The organism is Prevotella sp. S7 MS 2 (genome assembly GCF_000762865.1).
GTDB lineage: Bacteria > Bacteroidota > Bacteroidia > Bacteroidales > Bacteroidaceae > Prevotella.
Window position 1 is genome coordinate 33343 of sequence record NZ_JRPT01000001.1, and the last position, 20301, is coordinate 53643.

Below are 20301 nucleotides of genomic sequence, written 5' to 3' on the forward strand. Positions count from 1 at the left end.
TTAATCATCATGCTTGCAATTCCTCCAATTTCTCGGAGAGTTCCAACCATTTCTCATTCTCTTCGTCGAGCTTACGCTTCACTGCCGTGTACTCAGTAACCAACTCCATGTTGGAAGCATTAGCTGGATCGCAAAGCAAAGTATCCAACTCGGCAATACGCTTCTCCATGGATACTATTCTCGACTCGCTTTCCTTAACGGCTTTTTCTGCTTTATTAAGTCGCTTTTGTAGCTCTTTACGCTCAGCGTAACTCTCTTTACCGCTAGACAGAATAGGGGTAGTAACTGCTGTATCTGCTTTAGTTGAAACCGTTCGTTCAGCCATCGAAGCATTTTGCAAAGCCTCTCCTACGGTCTCGGCTTGGTATGCTTGCAGATAATCATAGATGCCTCCCAAATGCTCTCTCACCTGTCCACCGCGGAATTCATATACTTTCTCGGCCAATCCATCAAGGAATTCACGGTCGTGACTCACAATGATAGCCGTACCGTCGAAGGCACGTATAGCCTCTTTCAACACATCTTTAGAAGGCATATCAAGGTGATTGGTAGGCTCGTCGAGAATCAACAAATTGACAGGTTCGAGCAATAAGCGAATCATGGCTAATCTGCTACGCTCGCCACCACTAAGGAATTTCACCTTTTTATCAGAAGCCTCACCACCGAACATGAATGCTCCAAGAATGTCGTTGATACGCAGACGCACTTCGCCTTTAGCCACATGTTCTATCGTATCGTACACCGTCAGTTCCTCATCAAGCAACTGTGCCTGATTCTGAGCGAAATAACCAATCTGCACATTGTGTCCGACCTTAAGCTTACCTGTGTATGGTATCTCGCCCATTATACATTTAACAAGCGTTGACTTGCCCTCACCATTCTTGCCAACAAAAGCAACTTTCTCGCCTCGTCGAATGGTTAGGTTAACATGCTTAAACACAGTATGAGCGTCATAATCCTTACGTACATCCTCACAAATAACGGGAAAATCACCACTACGTAAGCATGGTGGGAACTTGAGGTGGAGCGCAGAGTTGTCGACTTCGTCTACTTCGATGGGCACAATCTTCTCTAATTGCTTGATACGGCTCTGCACTTGTACAGCCTTCGTGGGCTTATAACGAAACTTTTCAATAAAGTCTTTGATGTCGGCTATCTCCTTTTGCTGGTTCTCATAGGCACGAAGTTGCTGTTCTCGGCGCTCAGCTCGGAGCGTAACGTACTCATTGTACTTAACACGATAGTCTTCGGCACGACCACATGTAATCTCTATGGTGCGATTAGTGACGTTGTTGATGAACGCTCTATCGTGACTTACAAGTACCACAGCACTTGAACTTTGGATCAAAAACTGTTCGAGCCACTGAATAGAATCAATATCAAGATGGTTGGTCGGTTCGTCTAATAGCAATACATCAGGCTTCTGTAACAAGATTTTAGCAAGTTCGATACGCATTCGCCATCCCCCAGAGAACTCGCGAGTAGGTCGTTCGAAATCACTACGTTCAAAGCCTAAGCCCACTAAAGTACGCTCAATTTCAGCCTCATAGTTCTCGCCTCCAAGCATCATAAAGCGTTCATGCTCCTGCGTAAACTTATCAACCAAGGCAGCATAGCTCTCACTTTCGTAGTCGGTGCGGTCGGCCATCTCTTGTTGCATCTTCTCTATACGAGCCTGAAGATTGGTCGTACTCGCGAAAGCTTTGCGTGTTTCTTCGCGCACAGTGGTGTCGTCTTGCAGCTTCATAACCTGCGGTAAATAGCCTATCGTGCAATCATTAGGCACAGAGACAGTCCCGTCAGTGGGCTTCTGAATGCCACATAGAATCTTAAGCATGGTAGACTTGCCTGCTCCATTCTTACCTACAAGGGCAATACGATCATGATCGTTCACAACAAAACTAACATCGGTGAATAGCGGTTTCACACCAAATTCAACCTTCAAACCTTCTACTGAAATCATTATTTAGTACACCTTATTATATTGCAAAGTTACGCTGAAATAATAATATTACAAAATAAATAGTTTGAAAGTTCCCTTTATCTGTTGCATTGAAGTATCTTTGCAGATACTATAAAAAACAATTAGACATGAATCTATTTACAAATATCATAGCCCAAGCACTTTCTTTATCTGCAAGAAGTGTCGAGCATACACTTCAACTATTGGATGAGGGCTGTACCATCCCGTTCATCTCGCGGTATCGTAAAGAACAGACCGGCTCATTAGACGAAGTGCAAATAGCTTCCATCAGCGAACTAAATGACAAATACAAAGAACTTGTTAAACGCAAAGAGACCATCTGTAAGACCATCACAGAGCAGGGGAAGATAACCGACGACCTACTGTCGCGCATCAACAATTGTTGGAATGGCACGGAATTGGAGGATATTTACCTACCCTATAAACCCAAGCGTAGGACGAAAGCCCAAATAGCTCGCGAACAAGGATTGGAGCCTTTGGCCACTATTATCCTGTTACAAAGAGAGCAACATCCCCACCATGCCGCAACTAGATTCGTCAAAGGAGACATCAAAAACAGTATAGAAGCTATCAAAGGGGCACAAGATATCATCGCCGAAACAGTGAATGAGGACGAGCGTTCGCGCCAACAACTACGCTCACTTTACCGCCGTGGAGCGGTCATTACATCGAAAGTGGTCAAAACAAAGAAAGATATAGAGGAAGCACAAAAGTTCAGTGACTATTTCGATTGGCAAGAACCGCTAAAGCGTTGTTCCAGTCATAGATTGTTAGCTATGCGTAGAGGCGAGAACGAAGGGATTCTGCGAGTTAGCATTTCGGCCGATGACGAAGAATGTTTGAGCCGTTTAAAACGACTATATATCAAAGGTTTTGGGGCATGTCAAAAGCTCGTTGAGGAGGCTGTAGAAGACGCTTATAAGCGCCTACTCAAACCTGCTATGGAGAATGAGTTTACGGCTTTAAGCAAAGAGGTGGCCGACCAAGAGGCTATCAAGGTGTTTGTGGGCAACTTGAGGCAACTTTTATTAGCTGCGCCTTTAGGGCAAAAGAAAGTCATGGGAGTTGATCCGGGCTTTCGGACTGGCTGTAAAGTAGTTTGTCTAGATGCTCAAGGAAATCTTCTCTATCACACGGTTGTAGACATATTACCACCCAAAGGTAATCAACTTTCGGCTTCGAAACAGTTCGCAGAAGTCGCCAAGAAATTCTCATGTGAGGCCATTGCTGTTGGTAATGGGACGGCCAGCCGAGAGACAAGCGATATTATCAAGCACACAGAGTTTTATCGCTCAGACTTGCCTGTGTATGTTGTGAGCGAAGATGGGGCCTCTATTTACTCAGCATCAAAGGTTGCTCGTGAAGAATTCCCAAATGAAGACGTCACTGTTCGAGGCGCAGTTTCCATCGCCCGACGCCTCATGGACCCACTGGCAGAACTTGTTAAGATTGATCCAAAAAACATTGGCGTGGGGCAATATCAGCACGATGTCGACCAAACACAACTTAAAAAGAGCCTTGATCAAACTATTGAAAGTTGCGTAAATACGGTTGGTGTCAACCTCAACACGGCTAGCCAGCAATTGCTTACATACGTAAGTGGGCTCGGTCCGACACTTGCTAGCAACATCGTTGAATACAGAATGAAGAACGGTCCTTTCGCTACTCGTGCTGAATTAAAAAAGGTTCCACGTCTCGGACCGGCAGCATTCCAACAATGTGCTGGCTTCCTACGCATCCCAAACAGTAAGAATCCACTTGATAACAGTGCTGTACACCCTGAAAGTTACGGCATTGTTGAAGCCATGGCCAAGGACAATCGTTGCACCGTAGCAGAACTTATCAAGCATAAAGACATACAACAAACCATCGATTTGAATCGCTATATCACCGCCGAAAGAGGCCTACCGACACTCAACGACATTATGAAAGAGTTGGAAAAGCCCGGCCGGGACCCTCGAAATGAGATTGAAACATTTGAATTCGACGAGCGAGTGAAAGACATCAAAGATTTGGAAACAGGCATGGAACTACCGGGTATCGTTACCAATATCACTAATTTCGGTGCCTTTGTAGATATTGGCGTGCACCAAGACGGGCTTGTACACATCTCTCAATTGTCCCATCATTTCGTCAAAGATCCCAATGAAGCGGTGCATTTACACCAGCATGTACGGGTGAAAGTATTAGAGGTAGATTTCCAACGAAAAAGAATCAGCCTCACAATGAAATTTTAATCAATTAAGATATTAAAATAATAACAAAATAAATTCGCTTATATTATCAAAAGTTACTATATTTGCAATTCAAATAATTTACCGTTAAAAACTAGAAACCAAACAAAATGAAACTCACAATGAGAAGAAGTAAAAGGTTTATGTTGGCCACTATTTGCACGTTAATGGCAACTATGTGGTCCGTTCAAGCATTTGCACAATTCGACTGGCACTACACCATTAAGAACGGTACTGCCGTGACTGATGTGCCTACACGCCCTGAAGGCCAAAAAGATGTAATCAATTTGGTAACACCTAAATTGAAAGTTGTACGTGTAGCATTCGTAGGTTTAGGTATGCGTGGACCCGGTGCTGTAGAACGGTGGACTCACATTCCCGGCATCCAGATTATGGCTTTGTGCGATCATGAGAAAGAACGTGCAGAGAAATGCCAAAACATTTTGAGAAAAGCTTCAATGCCTGCTGCCGATGTTTACTATGGAGAAGAGGGCTACAAGGAACTATGTCAGCGCAAAGACATTGACCTCGTGTACATTGCAACCGACTGGTTACACCATTTCATCGTTGCAAAATACGCTATGGAACATGGCAAACATGTTGCTATTGAAGTACCTTCTGCTATGAACATGAACGAGATTTGGACTTTGATTAACTTGTCAGAGAAAAATCGTCTCCACTGTATGATGCTGGAAAACTGCTGCTATGACTTCTTTGAGTTGAATACTTTGAACATGGCACAGCACGGTGTATTCGGCGACGTACTCTATACTCAAGGTGCTTATCGCCATGATTTGAGTCCGTACTGGTCATATTACTGGAAAAAAGATGCTAACGACAAGCTTGGCTGGAGACTTGATTACAATCAAAAGTTCCGCGGTGATGTATATGCAACTCACGGTCTAGGCCCCATCGCTCAGGTTCTTAACATCCACCGTGGCGACCGTATGCGTACCTTGATTGCCATGGATACCAAGTCGGTTAATGGTAAGAAGAAGGTTGAAGAAGCTACCGGTAAGGCATGTACTGAATTCAAGAATGGCGACCACACTACTACTCTGATTCGTACTGATAACGGCAAAGTGTTGGAAATCCATCACAATGTCATGAATCCACAGCCTTACAACCGTATGTATCAGCTCACCGGTACTGAAGGATTTGCTAATAAATACCCAGTAGAAGGCTATGCTGTATCTTCTAAGAAGATGCAAAGTTCGGGTGTAGCTCCCTCTTCCGACAACCTCTCTGGACACGAATACCTCTCGGCAAAAGATGCTCAAGCACTCGTAGAGAAGTATACTAGCCCCATCGTCAAGAAGTATGGCGAAGAAGCAAAGGAAGTTGGTGGACACGGCGGTATGGACTTTATCATGGATAGTCGCTTAGTTTACTGTCTACAAAACGGTCTTCCACTAGATATGGACGTTTATGATCTCGGTGAATGGTGCTGCCTCGCCGAACTAGGCGCTATCTCTATGGACAACGGCAACATTCCTGTAGAAGTTCCAGACTTCACTCGTGGACACTCCAACGACGTCAAAGGATACGCCCATGCATTCGCTAGTCCGGAGCAAGAAGCTCTGACTGCTGCAGAAGCTAAGGCTTTCACAGCGAAGCTCAAAGCTCAAGGTAAGAAGTATTGGGAAAAAATAGACAAGAAATCTAAGAAGTAATTACTTCGTAACATAGGAGGACTCCAATCCTCCTATGTTCAATTTCAAGCTATCATATCTTATCACGAACGTTATTAACTCATTGACCTACACCTTCTTATGAATAGAGAAACAGACTTAACAGTATCCACTTACGGCATTGCCAAAGACTTAGATTACGAAGTGATCGTGTTGCCTTGGGGAGCAACAGAGCCTCACAACTGGCACTTACCTTACATGACAGACTGTATTCTCTCACATGCCGTTGCCGCAGACGCAGCCCAATTAGCTTTTCAGAAATATAATGTAAGGTGTATGGTAATGCCTCCTATCACGCTAGGTTCACAAAATCCGGGACAACGCGAACTTCCTTTCTGCATTCACGGACGCTATGAAACGCAGAAAGCTATCCTCACCGACATCGTAAGTTCGCTCCATCATCAAGGTTTCCGTAAACTTTTTATTATCAACGGGCATGGCGGAAACAACTTCAAGAACATGATTCGAGACCTATCAATAGACTATCCTAACTTTTTAATAACGGTTAGCAACTGGTTCAATCATATCAATCCTAAAGACTTTTTTACCACACCGGGCGACCATGCCGATGAGGTTGAGACCTCTGTCATGATGCATTATCATCCCGAACTTGTCCGTCTTGATGAGACTGGGAACGGCAAAAGCCGTGGCTATGCCATCAAAGCGATGAAGACTGGCAACGTTTGGATGCCCCGACAGTGGGATATGGTATCGCATGATACAGGCATTGGCGCCCCTCACCTATCTACGGCTGAAAAGGGAAAGAAGTTTGCTAATGCTGTATGTGAGAGCTATGCCGAGTTTTTACGCGACTTTGCTAAAATCGAAAAAACAGAAGATTTCTACGAAGCATGGCCTTAAGATTTATTTTGTTATTACTAACTGCCTGCCTCACATCGATGTGTGGAGCAAGCCAAGAATATACGCTACAGATGAATATCCAACAATTAAAAGGTTTTCCTACTGCAGAAGCTGGTATAGAAAAGGGAGTATCGGCATGCTTTGCCGGACTCATTCAAGACCATCTTGTTATGGTCGGAGGATGTAATTTCCCCGAACGACCAGCAGCAGAGAAAGGAGAAAAAAGATACTATCAAGGTATCTACGCTACAGCTGTCAATGGTTCTGATACCAACGTTTGGGAAAAAGTGGGAGAGCTCCCTACCCCAATAGCTTACGGCGTAAGCATTGTGAAGGGCGAAACGCTCTATTGTATCGGTGGCAACAACGCTGAATCAAGCCTGAATACCACTTATGCCATCACGTTAAAAGGCGGTAAAGCCGAGATAACCAATCTTCCTACACTTCCTGCCAAGCTAGACAATCATGCCGGATGTGCCATTGGCGACAGTTTAATTGTGCTAGGTGGCAACTGGAACGGACATGCTTCTAATCGCGTATTGATGCTAGAACTGTCGGCACTTGATAAAGGTTGGCAGCAATTACCCGACTTTCCCGGAATTCCACGCGTACAACCAGTTTGCGCCTTCGTCGAAAATAGCATTTGCCTTTGGGGCGGTTCGTCGCCAAGGACGGAAGCTCAAGACACCCAATTAGGCTTAGAAGGTTGGCAATACGATTTCAATACTGCCACATGGACTGCTCTCCCTGCTGCTACCGACAACACAGGAGAGACCGTTTTCCTAGGTGGTGGATGTGCCACAACCCTGTCCGATGGAAGCATTATCGCCATGGGTGGTGTCAACAAAGACATATTCCTCAATGCCGTAAACCATCCCCAACTGGGCTATATGACCCATCCTGTAGAATGGTATCGCTTCAATCGGCTCGTCATGCAGTTTAAAGATGGACAATGGAAAACTATCGGAGAGAGCGAAGCAACAGCTCGTGCTGGTGCAGCATTATTCACCGACGGTACTCATCTCTATGAGATTGGCGGCGAACTCAAGCCGGGCATCCGCTCAACAGGCATTTACAAGATAACGATTAAATAATATCGATGAGGCCAATAAGCCCCATTGACTAATAAAACCAAAACCTAATGACAAATAAGAAATATTATCCATGGGTAGTCGTAGCCCTACTATGGATTGTAGCTCTACTCAACTACATGGACAGACAGATGCTTTCCACCATGCAGGAAGCTATGTCGCTAGATATACACGAGCTCAATAGTGCCGAGGCATTCGGTGCTTTGATGGCAGCATTTTTATGGGTCTATGGCCTTGCCAGCCCCTTCTCAGGCGTCATTGCCGACCGCGTAAGTCGTAAATGGCTCATCGTAGGTAGCTTGTTCGTATGGTCTTTAGTCACATTCCTTATGGGCTATGCCAACGATTTCCACACTCTCTACTGGTTACGTGGCATCATGGGCATCAGCGAAGCACTCTATATACCCTCTGCCCTATCGCTCATTGCCGACTGGCACGATGGAAAAACGCGCTCACTAGCTATTGGAATTCACATGACCGGCCTCTATGTGGGGCAGGCTATTGGTGGTTTCGGTGCTGCCGTAGCCTCACTATTCACATGGCACACAGCCTTCCATAGCTTCGGATTGATAGGCATTGCCTACGCCGTTGTGCTATTGTTGCTCCTCCACGAGAAACCCGAACATGCGAAAACTTCGGCCGAGGAAGGCCAAAAACGTGGTATATCCTCAGTCTTCAGTGGTCTAGGTATCGTCCTCTCTATATGGACTTTTTGGATAATCCTCTTCTTCTTTGCAGCCCCAAGTCTGCCGGGCTGGGCTACTAAAAACTGGCTACCGACACTCTTCGCTACCAATCTTGGTATTTCAATGGAACAAGCCGGCCCCATCTCTACCATAACTATAGCCGCTTCTTCGTTCTTAGGAGTCATCTTAGGTGGTATCTTATCCGACCGATGGGTGCAACGATGCCTGCGTGGTCGCATCTATACCAGTGCCATCGGACTTGGTCTTACCATCCCATCGCTCCTGCTTTTAGGCTACGGACATAGTCTGTTGGCCATCGTCGGAGCCGGCTGTCTATTCGGTATTGGCTTTGGAATGTTCGACGCCAACAACATGCCGATACTTTGCCAGTTCATTTCCTCACGTTATCGTGCTACTGCTTACGGCCTCATGAACATGACCGGTGTGTTTGCCGGAGCTGCCGTGACACAGGTACTAGGCAAATGGAAAGACGGTGGAATGCTGGGTGAAGGCTTTGCTTGGCTCAGTTTGGTCATGTTGGCTGCCCTATTATTGCAGCTCATCTTCCTTAAACCGAAGGCCGACAACTTAGAATAAAACAGATTCAAACATAAAAACATACATATAATTATGAATATGGAAAAGATTATTGGATTGATTGACGCACCATTTACTCCGTTTTATGAGAATGGCGACGTAAACTTAGAACCCATCGGAGCATATGCTCGTATGCTGCAAAAGAATGGGTTAAAGGGTGTTTTCATCAATGGTTCTTCCGGTGAAGGCTACATGCTGACTACCGAAGAACGCAAACAACTGGCCGAAAAATGGATTGCCGAAGCTCCCGAAGGATTCAAGGTGATTGTCCATGTAGGAAGCTGCTGTCTGCGCGACAGCCGAGAATTGGCTGCCCATGCACAGCAGATTGGCGCTTTCGGTATCGGTTCTATGGCGCCTCCATTCCCTAAAATCGGACGCATTGAAGAACTAGTAGAATACTGTGAAGAGATAGCTGCCGCTGCACCGGAGTTGCCTTTCTACTATTATCACATCCCTGCTTTCAACGGAGCATTCCTCCCCATGCTCGACTTATTGAAGGCTGTAGACAGTCGTATACCTAACTTCGCCGGCATCAAATATACCTTTGAGAGCCTGTATGAGTACAACCAATGCCGCTTGTATAAGAACGGTAAGTTTGATATGTTGCACGGACAGGACGAAACCATCCTGCCTTCACTTGCTCAAGGTGGTGCTCAAGGTGGTATCGGGGGTACAACCAACTACAATGGACGCGAGTTGACAGCCATCATCGACGCTTGGAAGAAGGGCGATATTGAGGCAGCTCGCGAACATCAGAACTTCGCTCAGGAGGTCATCAACGTCATTTGCCATTATCGCGGAAACATCGTTGGAGGCAAACGTATCATGAAATTGATGGGCTTCGACCTTGGTCCTAATCGTAAACCATTCCGCAATATGACAGCAGAAGAGGAAGATGCCATGCGCAAAGAACTAGAAGCCATCAACTTCTTCGAGCGTTGTAATCAGTTCTAAAGATTAATATGAGGATTCCAAGGAATCCATTACTAATAATTGCAAAGGCCTTGCAGCGATGCTGTAAGGCCTTTACTGTAATGCTGACTAATTGAGACAGCAATGCTGCCAAAACTTGGCAGCAACATCAAAGTATTATATGTAATACTCGGCAGAGTCTATCAAGCCTGCCCGAAGTGCATATTTAGTGGCTTCATGCACATTATTCACGCTTAGTTTACGGAAGATATTCTTGCGATGGGTATTGATGGTGTGGAAACTGGAAAACCTTTTTTCAGCAATCTCCTTGGTCGTCATACCGAGCGCTATATCCTTTAATATTTCGGTTTCTGTCTTCGTAAGCTTCACTCTTTCTTCCATCTGAGGAACCGGAGCCAGCAACATCTCTGCCATACGTTGGCTGATGAAACGTTGTTTCCGAATAGCATAATCTATCGAAGTCTTTATCTCTGACAAGGGAGATTCTTTCATAACGATACTGAATTCAGGGCCGCTTGCAATCAAATAGCGTACAAAATCCAAACTCAAATCTTCACTGAAAAGTATCCAATGGACTCGTTTGAAACGCTGGCTTAGAATCACCAATTCCTCACCATCATTAATATCGAACAGCGTATAATCGAGAATAACAATGCTGTCGGGATATTCGTGCAAACCCAACAATAGTTCTCCCTTATCCTCTATATACTTATAGTCTGCATCCGGTAGTCGCTCTATCAGATACATGAGGCCTGCGCGGGTGATATCTTGCCTGTCTGCGAGGAATATTTTCATATTGATTGTATTTTAAGAAAGCCTCTAGAATGTCATACGCAACATGAAACGAACACCGTTTTTCTTTGCTGTAGGCAAATTGTTGTAGTTCATGCGATGTACGAACTCCACATGCAGAATCTTGAAGATATTGTGAATACCGGCCACCAACTCCACATATGGCCGTTTGGAATCCATCACATACGTACCTTCGGGGAATGCCATCAAAACATGATCACCGGCATTCTTTTCAAGCAATGGATTATTCTTGTCGGTCAATTTGCCCCACAATGTCTTCACACCAAGGTACTCTCTCCACTTCAACTTCTTCAGCAAAGGGATACGATTGAATATCTTACCATTCAAATCCCAACTTACATCGAGGCTCGCATAGCGGTCGTTCAAGAACTCCATGTTGTTAATCATGTTGAAAGTTCCCTCTTGTACTATGTAACTAAGGTTGGCCGCAGGCATGATAAGCAGTGGATAAGGCACCTTGTTCCATTGTGCTCCAGCCCTCAATTTCACATCTACCTTACCCCAAGAATTCATCCAGAAGCGCTTATAGACACCAGCTTCGGTGAAGTTATAGTTATACTGACCACCCAATACTCCTTTAATACCCATCGTATGGCCAAGGGTAAATACCGGTGCATCGAGATTAATAGGCAGTCGACGTTGCTTGGTATTAATATAGGTACGTCCCGGTGCCAAATTAAACTGTATGCTCAATTCTGTCGTGCGAATCTTTCCGTTGTGTAAATATCGTCCAACCTCGCTATCATCCAGCACTGACAAGGTAGGTAACATAGAAGGATTAGTGGCCGAAATCGCACTAAGAGGCTCGAAAAACAGACGTCCCACAGCTTCATTGGCTTCCGTTTTGAGACCTATAGTGGTCTTCAATCCCCACTCTTCTTCGTATTCAAACTTCAATTGTTGGCGATTGTAGAACATCATTTTATCTACCTTTGCCCACTTGAATGCTGTAAATACATTATCCTTATCGGTTTGCATGAAACGGTCGGAAGGCGACATCACATCATAAGCTGAGGTAAACGTAAGGGTACGCTTGGGGAATTCGCGCGGCAAATAGTCCTTCTTATTGAACGAATAAGTAAGATTTCCCTCGTAATAAATCTTCTTACTGCGCCATCCACGAGCCAAATATCCCGATGCAAACCAATGCTTATTCAGGTTAGCAGTGGTCTGTGCGCTCACGCGAGTACGCAATCCATCAATGAAATTCTTGGTCAACATAGTGTTGATGGGGCCAATATCTACCTTGCTCGGATGGTTTAAATCGCCAGTTTCAACAAAATTTTCAATGAAAGCTTTGGCTCCGAAGATGATGTATTTGAATCCTTTGATTTGCTCAACTCGGTGGATAAACGCATCCATAGAACTTTCGCTCTTTGTCAATTCCACCCCTCTGTACCTGTTCCAGAAAGCTTCGTCGCGCATCATAGAGTTGGCCTCACGCCGCTCCTTGCCCTTACCTTTAAACAATTGTTTTGGCAATTCATCGAATGCATAGTCGCTTAAACGGGTTGTCCGCACCACGAGGAACTTGGAAAGAAAGCTAGCTAGCTTCATTTCCACAAACATATCGTCGACGCTCAACACCCATTCGCCATTCTCCAATTTCTTGAATTCCTGCGTTACATGTAGATTCTCGACGAAGTTTACATCGCTTCTTTTCGGGATAGTAAGTTCACATCGTTTCACATGCAGGGTAGAATCGGCCAATACATACAGCTCTCCACGGAATCCAAAATCTTGTTGATTGTTGGGTAGAAACTGTAGATGATAACATAAATCATGGTCTACATAGACCGTATCTTCTATATAATAACGGTAAAACGACACGGCATTCTTACCTATAGGACTTGTGAACGGATACTGTAAAAGCCTGATTTGGTCATCGTACAAGTCGACATCGGTGAACACATCCTTCATGGCTGTATTCAGAATATCACCGGTCTGGATAAGTTGATTGATACCATTGGAGTTCTGACCGGTGATAATATCCTTCTCAGACTTCGGGTCTTTACGATAAATATGCTGCGAAACGGTCTCGTCTACCGATACAGGAAGAATCAGTTTGTTAGTATATGGGCTCGTCTCTATTTGGTCTATGAGCCATTGTTTCTTCGCAAAGAAACCGCTATCTATGTCTAATGGCTTAATATCATTGACTGCTAGAGTTATCTTCTGATACTTATTATACTGATAATAAGGATGGTTATCCAAGTCTGTCTTCTTCTTGGCAGCAACCACACGCCTCATCAATTCCACTGCAGGATTATTCTTTCGAGAGTACTTGCCACGACTACTTTTAACCACAACTTCGGTTAATGTCTTCGTATCCTCGCGCAGTTTTACATTCAATACCGACGGGGTATTTGCCTTAATCATAAAGGTTCGTGGCTGATAACCTACTGCACTGATGGTCAATACCCATCCTTCGTGCCGCTCAATACTGTACAATCCCGAAGCATTACCACTTACTGCGATATGGTGTCCTTTGTAAGATGCACTGGGATAAAACAGTGTATCGCCTGTCGCTGCATCGGTAACGGTACCCGTTATCTGCGCTTTTATTCCTGAAGAGAATAGCAACAGTCCTATTAACAATATGTATATCCTGAATATTCTTTTCATAACTGCTCTAAATCAGTAATCACTTTGTCGGGCAACGACTCGTCATATTGCTTGTCGGTCCACCCCTCTCCCTTAAACCATACGGTCTTACAACCGATCTTCTGTGCGGGTTCTATATCTTTATAGAAGCTATCGCCTACCACAACTACGTCTTCGGTGTTCAGCCCCAATCGTTCTACTCCAATCTTAAAGATACGTGAATCGGGTTTTCTGATGCCCACAACAGCACTCTCTACCACACTCTTAAAGAATTTCTCAAATTCAAATTCGTGCAATACAACTTCTACATTACCATAGAAATTGCTCACCAATACCATGGGATAAACCTTTGACAGGCGGGTCAATACCTCACGGCTGTGCGCCGTATTACGCTTTACAAGTTCGTAAACATCGTTTAATACGGCATCGTGTGCTCGGTTAAAGGCTTCAAGATCAGCATCCCAAGCCCCATGTTCGCACAACCATTCCATCTCTAAGCGAATCTTTACATCAAGCGTTCGGTAGAAAGTAAAGTCCGGTTTGATAATAGGACTATTGCCTAATGTACGCTCTCCATGCACATAAGCATCTCTAAACTGCTGCTCGGTCACCGGGACTTGCTGCCGTTGATAGGCATACCACAAGACTTTTCCCCAATGACAACCAGCAGTATCAAGCGTTCCCCCATAATCAAATATATATCCTTTTATCCCGTCCATCATCTTTTTACGCTTTAAAATATTAAATAACTATTGAGCAAGTTTACCGGTCAGCCGACCACACAGGCTCTCGTGACGACTGTGCATATAGATATAAAGACAGGTCATCACCGACAATTCAAACAACGGATAGACCCAAGGACAATTCAACAAACACGTAATGTAAATGACAATAGCACGTGTATTGAAAGTCAAAATATTGGTATAAGCCATCAATGGGCGGCTTCCTGTTAAGAATTCTTGCCTCACCACCTCGTTAGGCTGCTCTTGCCAACGCTTGAAGAAAGCCTGAAATTTAGGCGTACGACGCTCTTGACTCTTGCAATAATTGGCATAATTGTAGTAGAATATGCGTCCCAAGAGATTACCATCTCGCTTCATCCGCTCGTAAACAGCACGCTGACTAGCATAATTATCTAGCTCGCTACCACTCTTACCTTTCAAGAAGAACAGATGTATCTGACGATAATAGTCGCTTAAAGAGCTTTGTGGAGAATGACAAACAAGCCCGGCAACAATATTAAGAAGCCAAATCCATACGCCCCACTTGACATCTGTATAAGGCATATACTCATTCATGAGGCGCAAACTAATCGCTATATAAATACAAGCAAACCATACATCGCCCGAAAAACCATCCAAAACACGACCTACCAAAGTCTTCTTACCGGTGAGACGAGCCATCTGTCCGTCGGTAGAATCACAGAAATTGGCAAACATCAACAGCAATACGCCCATGATATTATGCGTCAAATCTGTGAAATAGAACATATATCCGGCACCTATCCCTAAGAAAATAGAGAGGATAGTAATTGCATTTGGATGGATATTCAACTTATTCCAAAGGAGCGCAAACACCAGTCCTATGGGACGGGTAAAGTGTACATCCAACCACTCCTCGGTATCTTGGGATTTAAACGATGCCTGTAACAGCTCTTTAAAACTACTTTCCATTTCTTTTATCTATCATTATCGACGGCCAAACGTGCTATCTCTGCAGCTGCTTCCTCGCGACAACGAGAGAAGCTAGGCCAGTCATTAAAATCTATAATATAATAATGTCCGGTAGCATCAACAATGGCATCACCACCATAGACAGCCAAACCGGTAATATCAGCAACCTTTGCCACGGTCTCTTTCAAATCGTCTAGAGCAAACGGATAATGCTGGGCTTGCCCGTTAATCGCCTCTGCTCCAAACTTACTGATACCATCATCACTGGGATAATAATACTTGAAAAAACCTCCTCTAACGCCATAAAATTTAATCAAATCGCCCAGAACATGTGCACTCACCACCCAGTTTGTAATGCCACGGCGCTCAAATTCAGTCTTAGCAGCAGCCAATTCATCGGCATCTCGACAATAGACGACATCGCTTTTTTGTTGTGCTGCGGCATCGCCACGCTTCAACCAATAACCGTTTCGTCCCGTTTTTTCCGGCATAGGAACACCCATTGCCGCCATCATTTGCTCCAGTTTGGTACGCGAACAGTTCTCCACACTAACCGGAGAATTAATAACCAAAGTTCCCCGTTGCTCCAATAAGCGAAGCACTTGTAGCGTCTTGGGTAGGCGAGCCATAGAGAATATGATGTCGGCTTCAACACTCTCATCGAGCAATGATTCATCTATTACGACCATATCCATAGCCAAATGGTGTCCGACAGCCTCTAAAATCAGCCGATCTTTCTCCACAGAATTAGGTGAAAAGCGATCGTCTCGACGAACACCTACAACTTTTAACTCTCTCGTTTTCAACTCTTTCAAGTTATTGATTAGACAAAAACGTCTCTGCTTTTACTATATCCGACGCATGATCAACATCCATTACCTTCGAAAAGGCAAATGCTTTCAACCGGCGACCATCTCTAACTAGTCCGCGTTGGAAGTTGCGCATACGACTTTCTCCTCGCTCCATGCAGTCGGCAAGTGTATTGATTGCGCTCCCCGTCAAGCCATATATACCACCCGATATATACCGACATCCCTCTACAGAGTCATCATAGAATCCTGTCACATTCATCTCTTGATCGGTTCCTACATACAGCGGTTTCTCGTCATCAATGTAGTCTGTTACTCCCATCAGCCCATCTTCTCCCACTTCGATAGTCTTTTTAAAAGCTTGAATATAGTCAGAAAACTCATCCTCACGGAAGATTGTATCTACTGTAGTCAGCACGAACGGCCCATGAGTTAGATGCTTACTCAACTCAAAGAAGCTATGCATCGAACTTGGGGTAGACTTTACCAAGAAGTTCAAAGGTATAGGGCGCCCATTCAAACCATCTCTCTCAAGATTAACCAAATGTAAACTTACGTCGGACATTTTGCTATTACAGATGACAAAAATCCTCTCTGCATCATTCGCCATAAAGATTCTTATCAGTCTATCAATCAAATGTTCATCCTGAATTCTAACTAGAGGCTTCGGCGCTTCCACCCCCTCTTGGGCCAAACGAGAACCTTCGCCGGCTGCAATAATTGCATAATCCATTAAAACTGTCAATATATTAAACAGTGACAAAGTTAAGCATATTCACTAAAAAGCAAAAACTTTTTAGCACATTTTTGTTTTTCACGATACACATTATGCACACCTAATCTAATAAGCGTGCATAACATACATTCTATTTCACTTGTGTTCTAGTCTATTTCCCTACACGCAAATCAGACACATCAATATCTCCTGTACCACGAAGTGATTGCTTCAACTGCTTGACTTGTCCCTTTAGGGTGATGTCACCCACACCCGCAAGTTCGCAATCTACCGTTCCACAACGATCTAAACTGGCATCTATATCGCCCGTACCATGTACACTAAAATAGGCACGAGCAGCATTTCGTAGGTTCATATCAATATCACCTACCCCCCGTACCTGCACATCGCTGCTCACTGTTTCTACATGTCCGAAGCGCATATCGCCTGCTCCATGAAGCTGAGCTGCAAAATAATCGCATACAATATCAGGCACATTCATATCTCCAGCACCCCGCAATATCAACGATAATGTATCAGTATCCAGTTTGCCATCAACTTCAAAAGAGCCGGCTCCCTTTAATTCGACAGCCGTCAAATCGGGAGATGAGATATAGATAGTAAGTTTTCCATCTTGATTATTGCCAAAAGGGAAAAAGTTAACGCTGTTCTTTTGACTCAAGACAATACGATTTCCGTCGTACGAAACCAATACGTTATTAACCCTATCTTTATCTCCTTCCAATCGTACTCCCAAAGTATCAGCCTGCTGATAAACAACTTTTCCCAACAGACGGGTTTCTATTTGTTCAAAAGGACGAACCTGAATGCGTCGTCCTATCTGCTCTTTCGAGCTGCTATTGCTATACGAACGACAACCTACTGTACCTAAAATAAAGACAGCAACCAATGCCAATGTCAATAATTTCTTCATCTCTATCCGTGTATTTATTTGATTCTAGATGTTTGACGTAGACTTACTTAGAAAAGTTGCAAGCCGATATAAGAAAATAGGATAAACTCATATGCAATCTTCATGGCAATCACCCATTTTACTGCCGAGCACAAACAGCAATGTTGCAAGGGGCTTTCAGCATTTCTGCAGGGGCTTGGCAGCAATATTGCCAAGCCCCTGCAGAAATCCAACTTATCTATCCTAAAGAAATAACAGTTATTGGATTGTAATGCTATTCGACTTACACCACTTCTTCAAATAAAAACAAGACTACACTTGTGCAGCCCCTCTTGTGAAATCTGGAACGCTTACTGGCATCGCCCCATGGGATATGGAGAGAGCCGACAATTCACTCACACAACACCATTCGGCCATATCATACACATCCATATCGAGCGGCAAGCCACGATGTAGACAATAAGCCAACCGATAATCCATATAAAACGACATACCACCACGTGGGTCTAGCTTGTGAGCCAAGGCTTGTTGCTCGCCGAAATAAGTAGGATAATGCACTTGAAGCAGTGGTTCCATCACATCGTTACTCAACACCTGATTAGCAAACTCCAATGGTAATTGCAACTGTTGGAGGCTACCCTCTGCCAACACTACTTGTGGATGAGGATATTTTGAAGCATATCCTTGTGTGCCGACAACTTTATATCCACGACTATAAGGGCGTGGATTCATCACATTATGACTGAGCGTAATAGTTTTTCCACACAATGTTCGAATAAGCATAGTGGTTTCGTCGCCATTCGAGAACTCCTCACATGGTTTATCCATCAGGCGCTGATACACTGATCCACCGGTATAAGCATCGCTCTGCATAGCCACCAAATAATCGAAGCGATCAGTGCGATGAATATCAAGCAACTGGCAGAGTGGTCCCAATCCATGCGTGGGGTACACATCACCACAATGTGTTCGGTTGTATTCTATGCGCCAAGACGTCCATTGGTCGGTCATAAAATGAGTGTAACCACCCTCCACATGCACAACATTACCGAATATTCCACGATGATATAACTGCCGAATAGCAGTTTCAAAATAATCGTATACAGAATTCTCCAACATCATACAATGCCGTCGAGTCTGCTCCGCCTTGTCTATCAACTGCCATATATCGGTCAGCGACAAAGCTGCCGGCACCTCTATGGCCACATGCTTGCCATGCTCCATAGCACATAGTGCTATCTCGGTATGGCTCTGCCAATCGGTACATATATATACAATATCGAGACTAGACAATGCACATAGCCGGGCATAACCATCTTGCCCAGAAAATAAATTCATGTTTTCCTTCCCAATGACAACAGCACATTGATTGACAAAATCGATATTAGCATCGCATAATGCTACGATTTCCACTCCATCAATATGCGACCATCGTTTGACAGCCGACTGTCCACGATACCCTAATCCTACAAAACCAATGCGTATTCTATCTAAAGGTTCCGTAGCCAACTGCAATACATCCTGTTGTCCTCTCTTTCGATTTGGTATGATAGTTGAAAGGGGTTGGGAATTCATCTTCATCTTTTCAAATGTTGATTATATGCTGCAAAGATATAGAAAAATAAGAATCTGACAGACAGTTCTGACAAATATGTGATGGTGGGACAAAGGATTACATTGTCTAAAAGTTGCTAAAAATCATAATTCACACATACAAAAAATAGCACATTCATACACTTATGCAGACAAAAAATGATTATCTTTGTTCCCAAATTATTGATACATCAACATCGGAATGAGTCATGAACATCTTACTCGTGTGTTGGCACAGACAGTAGAAGAGCTATCTGAACCACGCTCATTGAAAGGTTTGTTCCACCAACATCGCGACGGCGACCCTATTCCCTCAGGCAAGGTGCTTGAGGAAATCATCGATTTGTCACGTGCAATTCTATTTCCCGGCTATTACGGAAAATCTTCCGTAAATACCAATACCATCAAATTTCATATCGGTGTAAACGTCGAACGCCTTTATAAACTTTTGTCCGTCCAAATTCTGGCGGGCTTATGTTTCTCCGATTGTGATAAACAGGAGGATGAACATGTGATGGATTCACTTCGCCAATCGGCCGAAGACTTGGCCATGAAGCTCATAGCTAAGTTACCAGAAATCAGACAAACACTGAGCACAGACGTCATAGCTGCTTTCAACGGAGACCCTGCCGCTGACAGTTATGCAGAGATTATATCATGCTATCCGGTGATAAAAGCGCTGACAAACTATCGTGTGGCTCACGAACTATATAAATTAAACGTGCCTTTGATTCCTCGTATGATGACAGAGATGGCACACTCCGAGACCGGTATCGACATCCATCCGGAGGCCACTATAGGCCAATATTTCACCATAGACCACGGTACGGGTGTGGTTATCGGTGCTACCTGTATCATCGGAAATAACGTAAAACTCTATCAAGGTGTGACGTTAGGAGCCAAGAGTTTCCCACTCGACGAGAACGGAAACCCCATCAAAGGCATCCCACGCCACCCCATCTTGGAAGACAACGTAATAGTTTATGCCAACGCTACCGTATTAGGTCGCATCACAATCGGCGACAGTTGCATCATCGGAGCAAACGTATGGGTGACCGAGGACATGGAACCGCAGACGAAGAAATATAAGAAAAATTAAAC

At 44.2% G+C, this 20301-nt stretch carries 16 protein-coding genes; 7 read left to right on the forward strand and 9 right to left on the reverse strand.

Features of this window, described 5'->3' with window-relative positions:
• Nucleotides 1-7 precede the first annotated feature (7 nt).
• A complete protein-coding gene (gene abc-f, locus HMPREF0671_RS00155) occupies nt 8-1963 on the reverse strand; it encodes a ribosomal protection-like ABC-F family protein (protein WP_036895808.1) in 1956 nt (651 codons plus the stop codon).
• Between the two features lie 128 nt (nt 1964-2091).
• Here abc-f and HMPREF0671_RS00160 point away from each other — a divergent pair, with 128 nt between their 5' ends.
• The 6 genes from HMPREF0671_RS00160 to HMPREF0671_RS00185 all read left to right on the forward strand — a co-directional run bounded on the left by HMPREF0671_RS00160 (nt 2092) and on the right by HMPREF0671_RS00185 (nt 10101).
• A complete protein-coding gene (locus tag HMPREF0671_RS00160) occupies nt 2092-4221 on the forward strand; it encodes a Tex family protein (protein ID WP_036895810.1) in 2130 nt (709 codons plus the stop codon).
• Nucleotides 4222-4385: 164 nt separating this feature from the next.
• Nucleotides 4386-5891: a Gfo/Idh/MocA family protein gene (locus HMPREF0671_RS00165; protein ID WP_231725583.1), complete on the forward strand. Its 1506-nt coding sequence runs from the start codon at nt 4386-4388 to the stop codon at nt 5889-5891.
• A gap of 99 nt (nt 5892-5990) precedes the next feature.
• Nucleotides 5991-6770 carry a creatininase family protein gene (locus HMPREF0671_RS00170; protein WP_036895813.1) on the forward strand — a complete coding sequence of 260 codons (780 nt, stop codon included), beginning with the start codon at nt 5991-5993 and terminating at the stop codon, nt 6768-6770.
• Entirely contained in the window at nt 6761-7864 is a 1104-nt protein-coding gene (locus HMPREF0671_RS00175) for a cyclically-permuted mutarotase family protein (RefSeq protein ID WP_036895815.1), read from the forward strand. The genes HMPREF0671_RS00170 and HMPREF0671_RS00175 overlap by 10 nt, the downstream gene beginning before the upstream one ends.
• Nucleotides 7865-7911: 47 nt before the next feature.
• Nucleotides 7912-9144 (forward strand): MFS transporter, encoded by a 1233-nt coding sequence (locus HMPREF0671_RS00180; protein ID WP_036895818.1) that lies wholly within the window; start codon nt 7912-7914, stop codon nt 9142-9144.
• Nucleotides 9145-9183: 39 nt separating this feature from the next.
• Complete coding sequence (locus HMPREF0671_RS00185; RefSeq protein WP_036895821.1) at nt 9184-10101, forward strand: dihydrodipicolinate synthase family protein; 918 nt, start codon at nt 9184-9186, stop codon at nt 10099-10101.
• Between the two features lie 135 nt (nt 10102-10236).
• Here HMPREF0671_RS00185 and HMPREF0671_RS00190 read toward each other — a convergent pair whose 3' ends face one another.
• The 8 genes from HMPREF0671_RS00190 to HMPREF0671_RS00225 form a co-directional block, all read right to left on the reverse strand.
• A complete protein-coding gene (locus HMPREF0671_RS00190; RefSeq protein WP_036895823.1) occupies nt 10237-10875 on the reverse strand; it encodes a response regulator transcription factor in 639 nt (212 codons plus the stop codon).
• Nucleotides 10876-10899: 24 nt separating this feature from the next.
• The gene (locus tag HMPREF0671_RS00195; RefSeq protein WP_036895826.1) at nt 10900-13518 is read right to left on the reverse strand and encodes a DUF5686 family protein; all 2619 of its coding nucleotides are present in this window, start codon (nt 13516-13518) and stop codon (nt 10900-10902) included.
• On the reverse strand, nt 13515-14219 hold the full coding sequence (locus tag HMPREF0671_RS00200) for an HAD family hydrolase (RefSeq protein WP_082721659.1): 705 nt from the start codon (nt 14217-14219) through the stop codon (nt 13515-13517). The genes HMPREF0671_RS00195 and HMPREF0671_RS00200 overlap by 4 nt, the downstream gene beginning before the upstream one ends.
• Nucleotides 14220-14246: 27 nt before the next feature.
• Nucleotides 14247-15170, reverse strand: a complete 924-nt coding sequence (locus tag HMPREF0671_RS00205) for a CDP-alcohol phosphatidyltransferase family protein (RefSeq protein ID WP_036895828.1) — start codon at nt 15168-15170, stop codon at nt 14247-14249.
• A gap of 5 nt (nt 15171-15175) precedes the next feature.
• Complete coding sequence (locus HMPREF0671_RS00210) at nt 15176-15976, reverse strand: hypothetical protein (protein ID WP_036895987.1); 801 nt, start codon at nt 15974-15976, stop codon at nt 15176-15178.
• Nucleotides 15977-15986: 10 nt separating this feature from the next.
• Nucleotides 15987-16712, reverse strand: a complete 726-nt coding sequence (locus tag HMPREF0671_RS00215; protein WP_036895830.1) for a sugar phosphate nucleotidyltransferase — start codon at nt 16710-16712, stop codon at nt 15987-15989.
• 154 nt (nt 16713-16866) lie between these two features.
• Nucleotides 16867-17628 carry a GIN domain-containing protein gene (locus tag HMPREF0671_RS00220; RefSeq protein WP_036895832.1) on the reverse strand — a complete coding sequence of 254 codons (762 nt, stop codon included), beginning with the start codon at nt 17626-17628 and terminating at the stop codon, nt 16867-16869.
• A gap of 291 nt (nt 17629-17919) precedes the next feature.
• Complete coding sequence (locus tag HMPREF0671_RS00225; RefSeq protein ID WP_036895834.1) at nt 17920-19188, reverse strand: Gfo/Idh/MocA family protein; 1269 nt, start codon at nt 19186-19188, stop codon at nt 17920-17922.
• 214 nt (nt 19189-19402) lie between these two features.
• Between HMPREF0671_RS00225 and epsC the strand changes: the two genes are divergently transcribed.
• A complete protein-coding gene (gene epsC / locus HMPREF0671_RS00230; RefSeq protein ID WP_036895836.1) occupies nt 19403-20299 on the forward strand; it encodes a serine O-acetyltransferase EpsC in 897 nt (298 codons plus the stop codon).
• Nucleotides 20300-20301 lie beyond the last annotated feature (2 nt).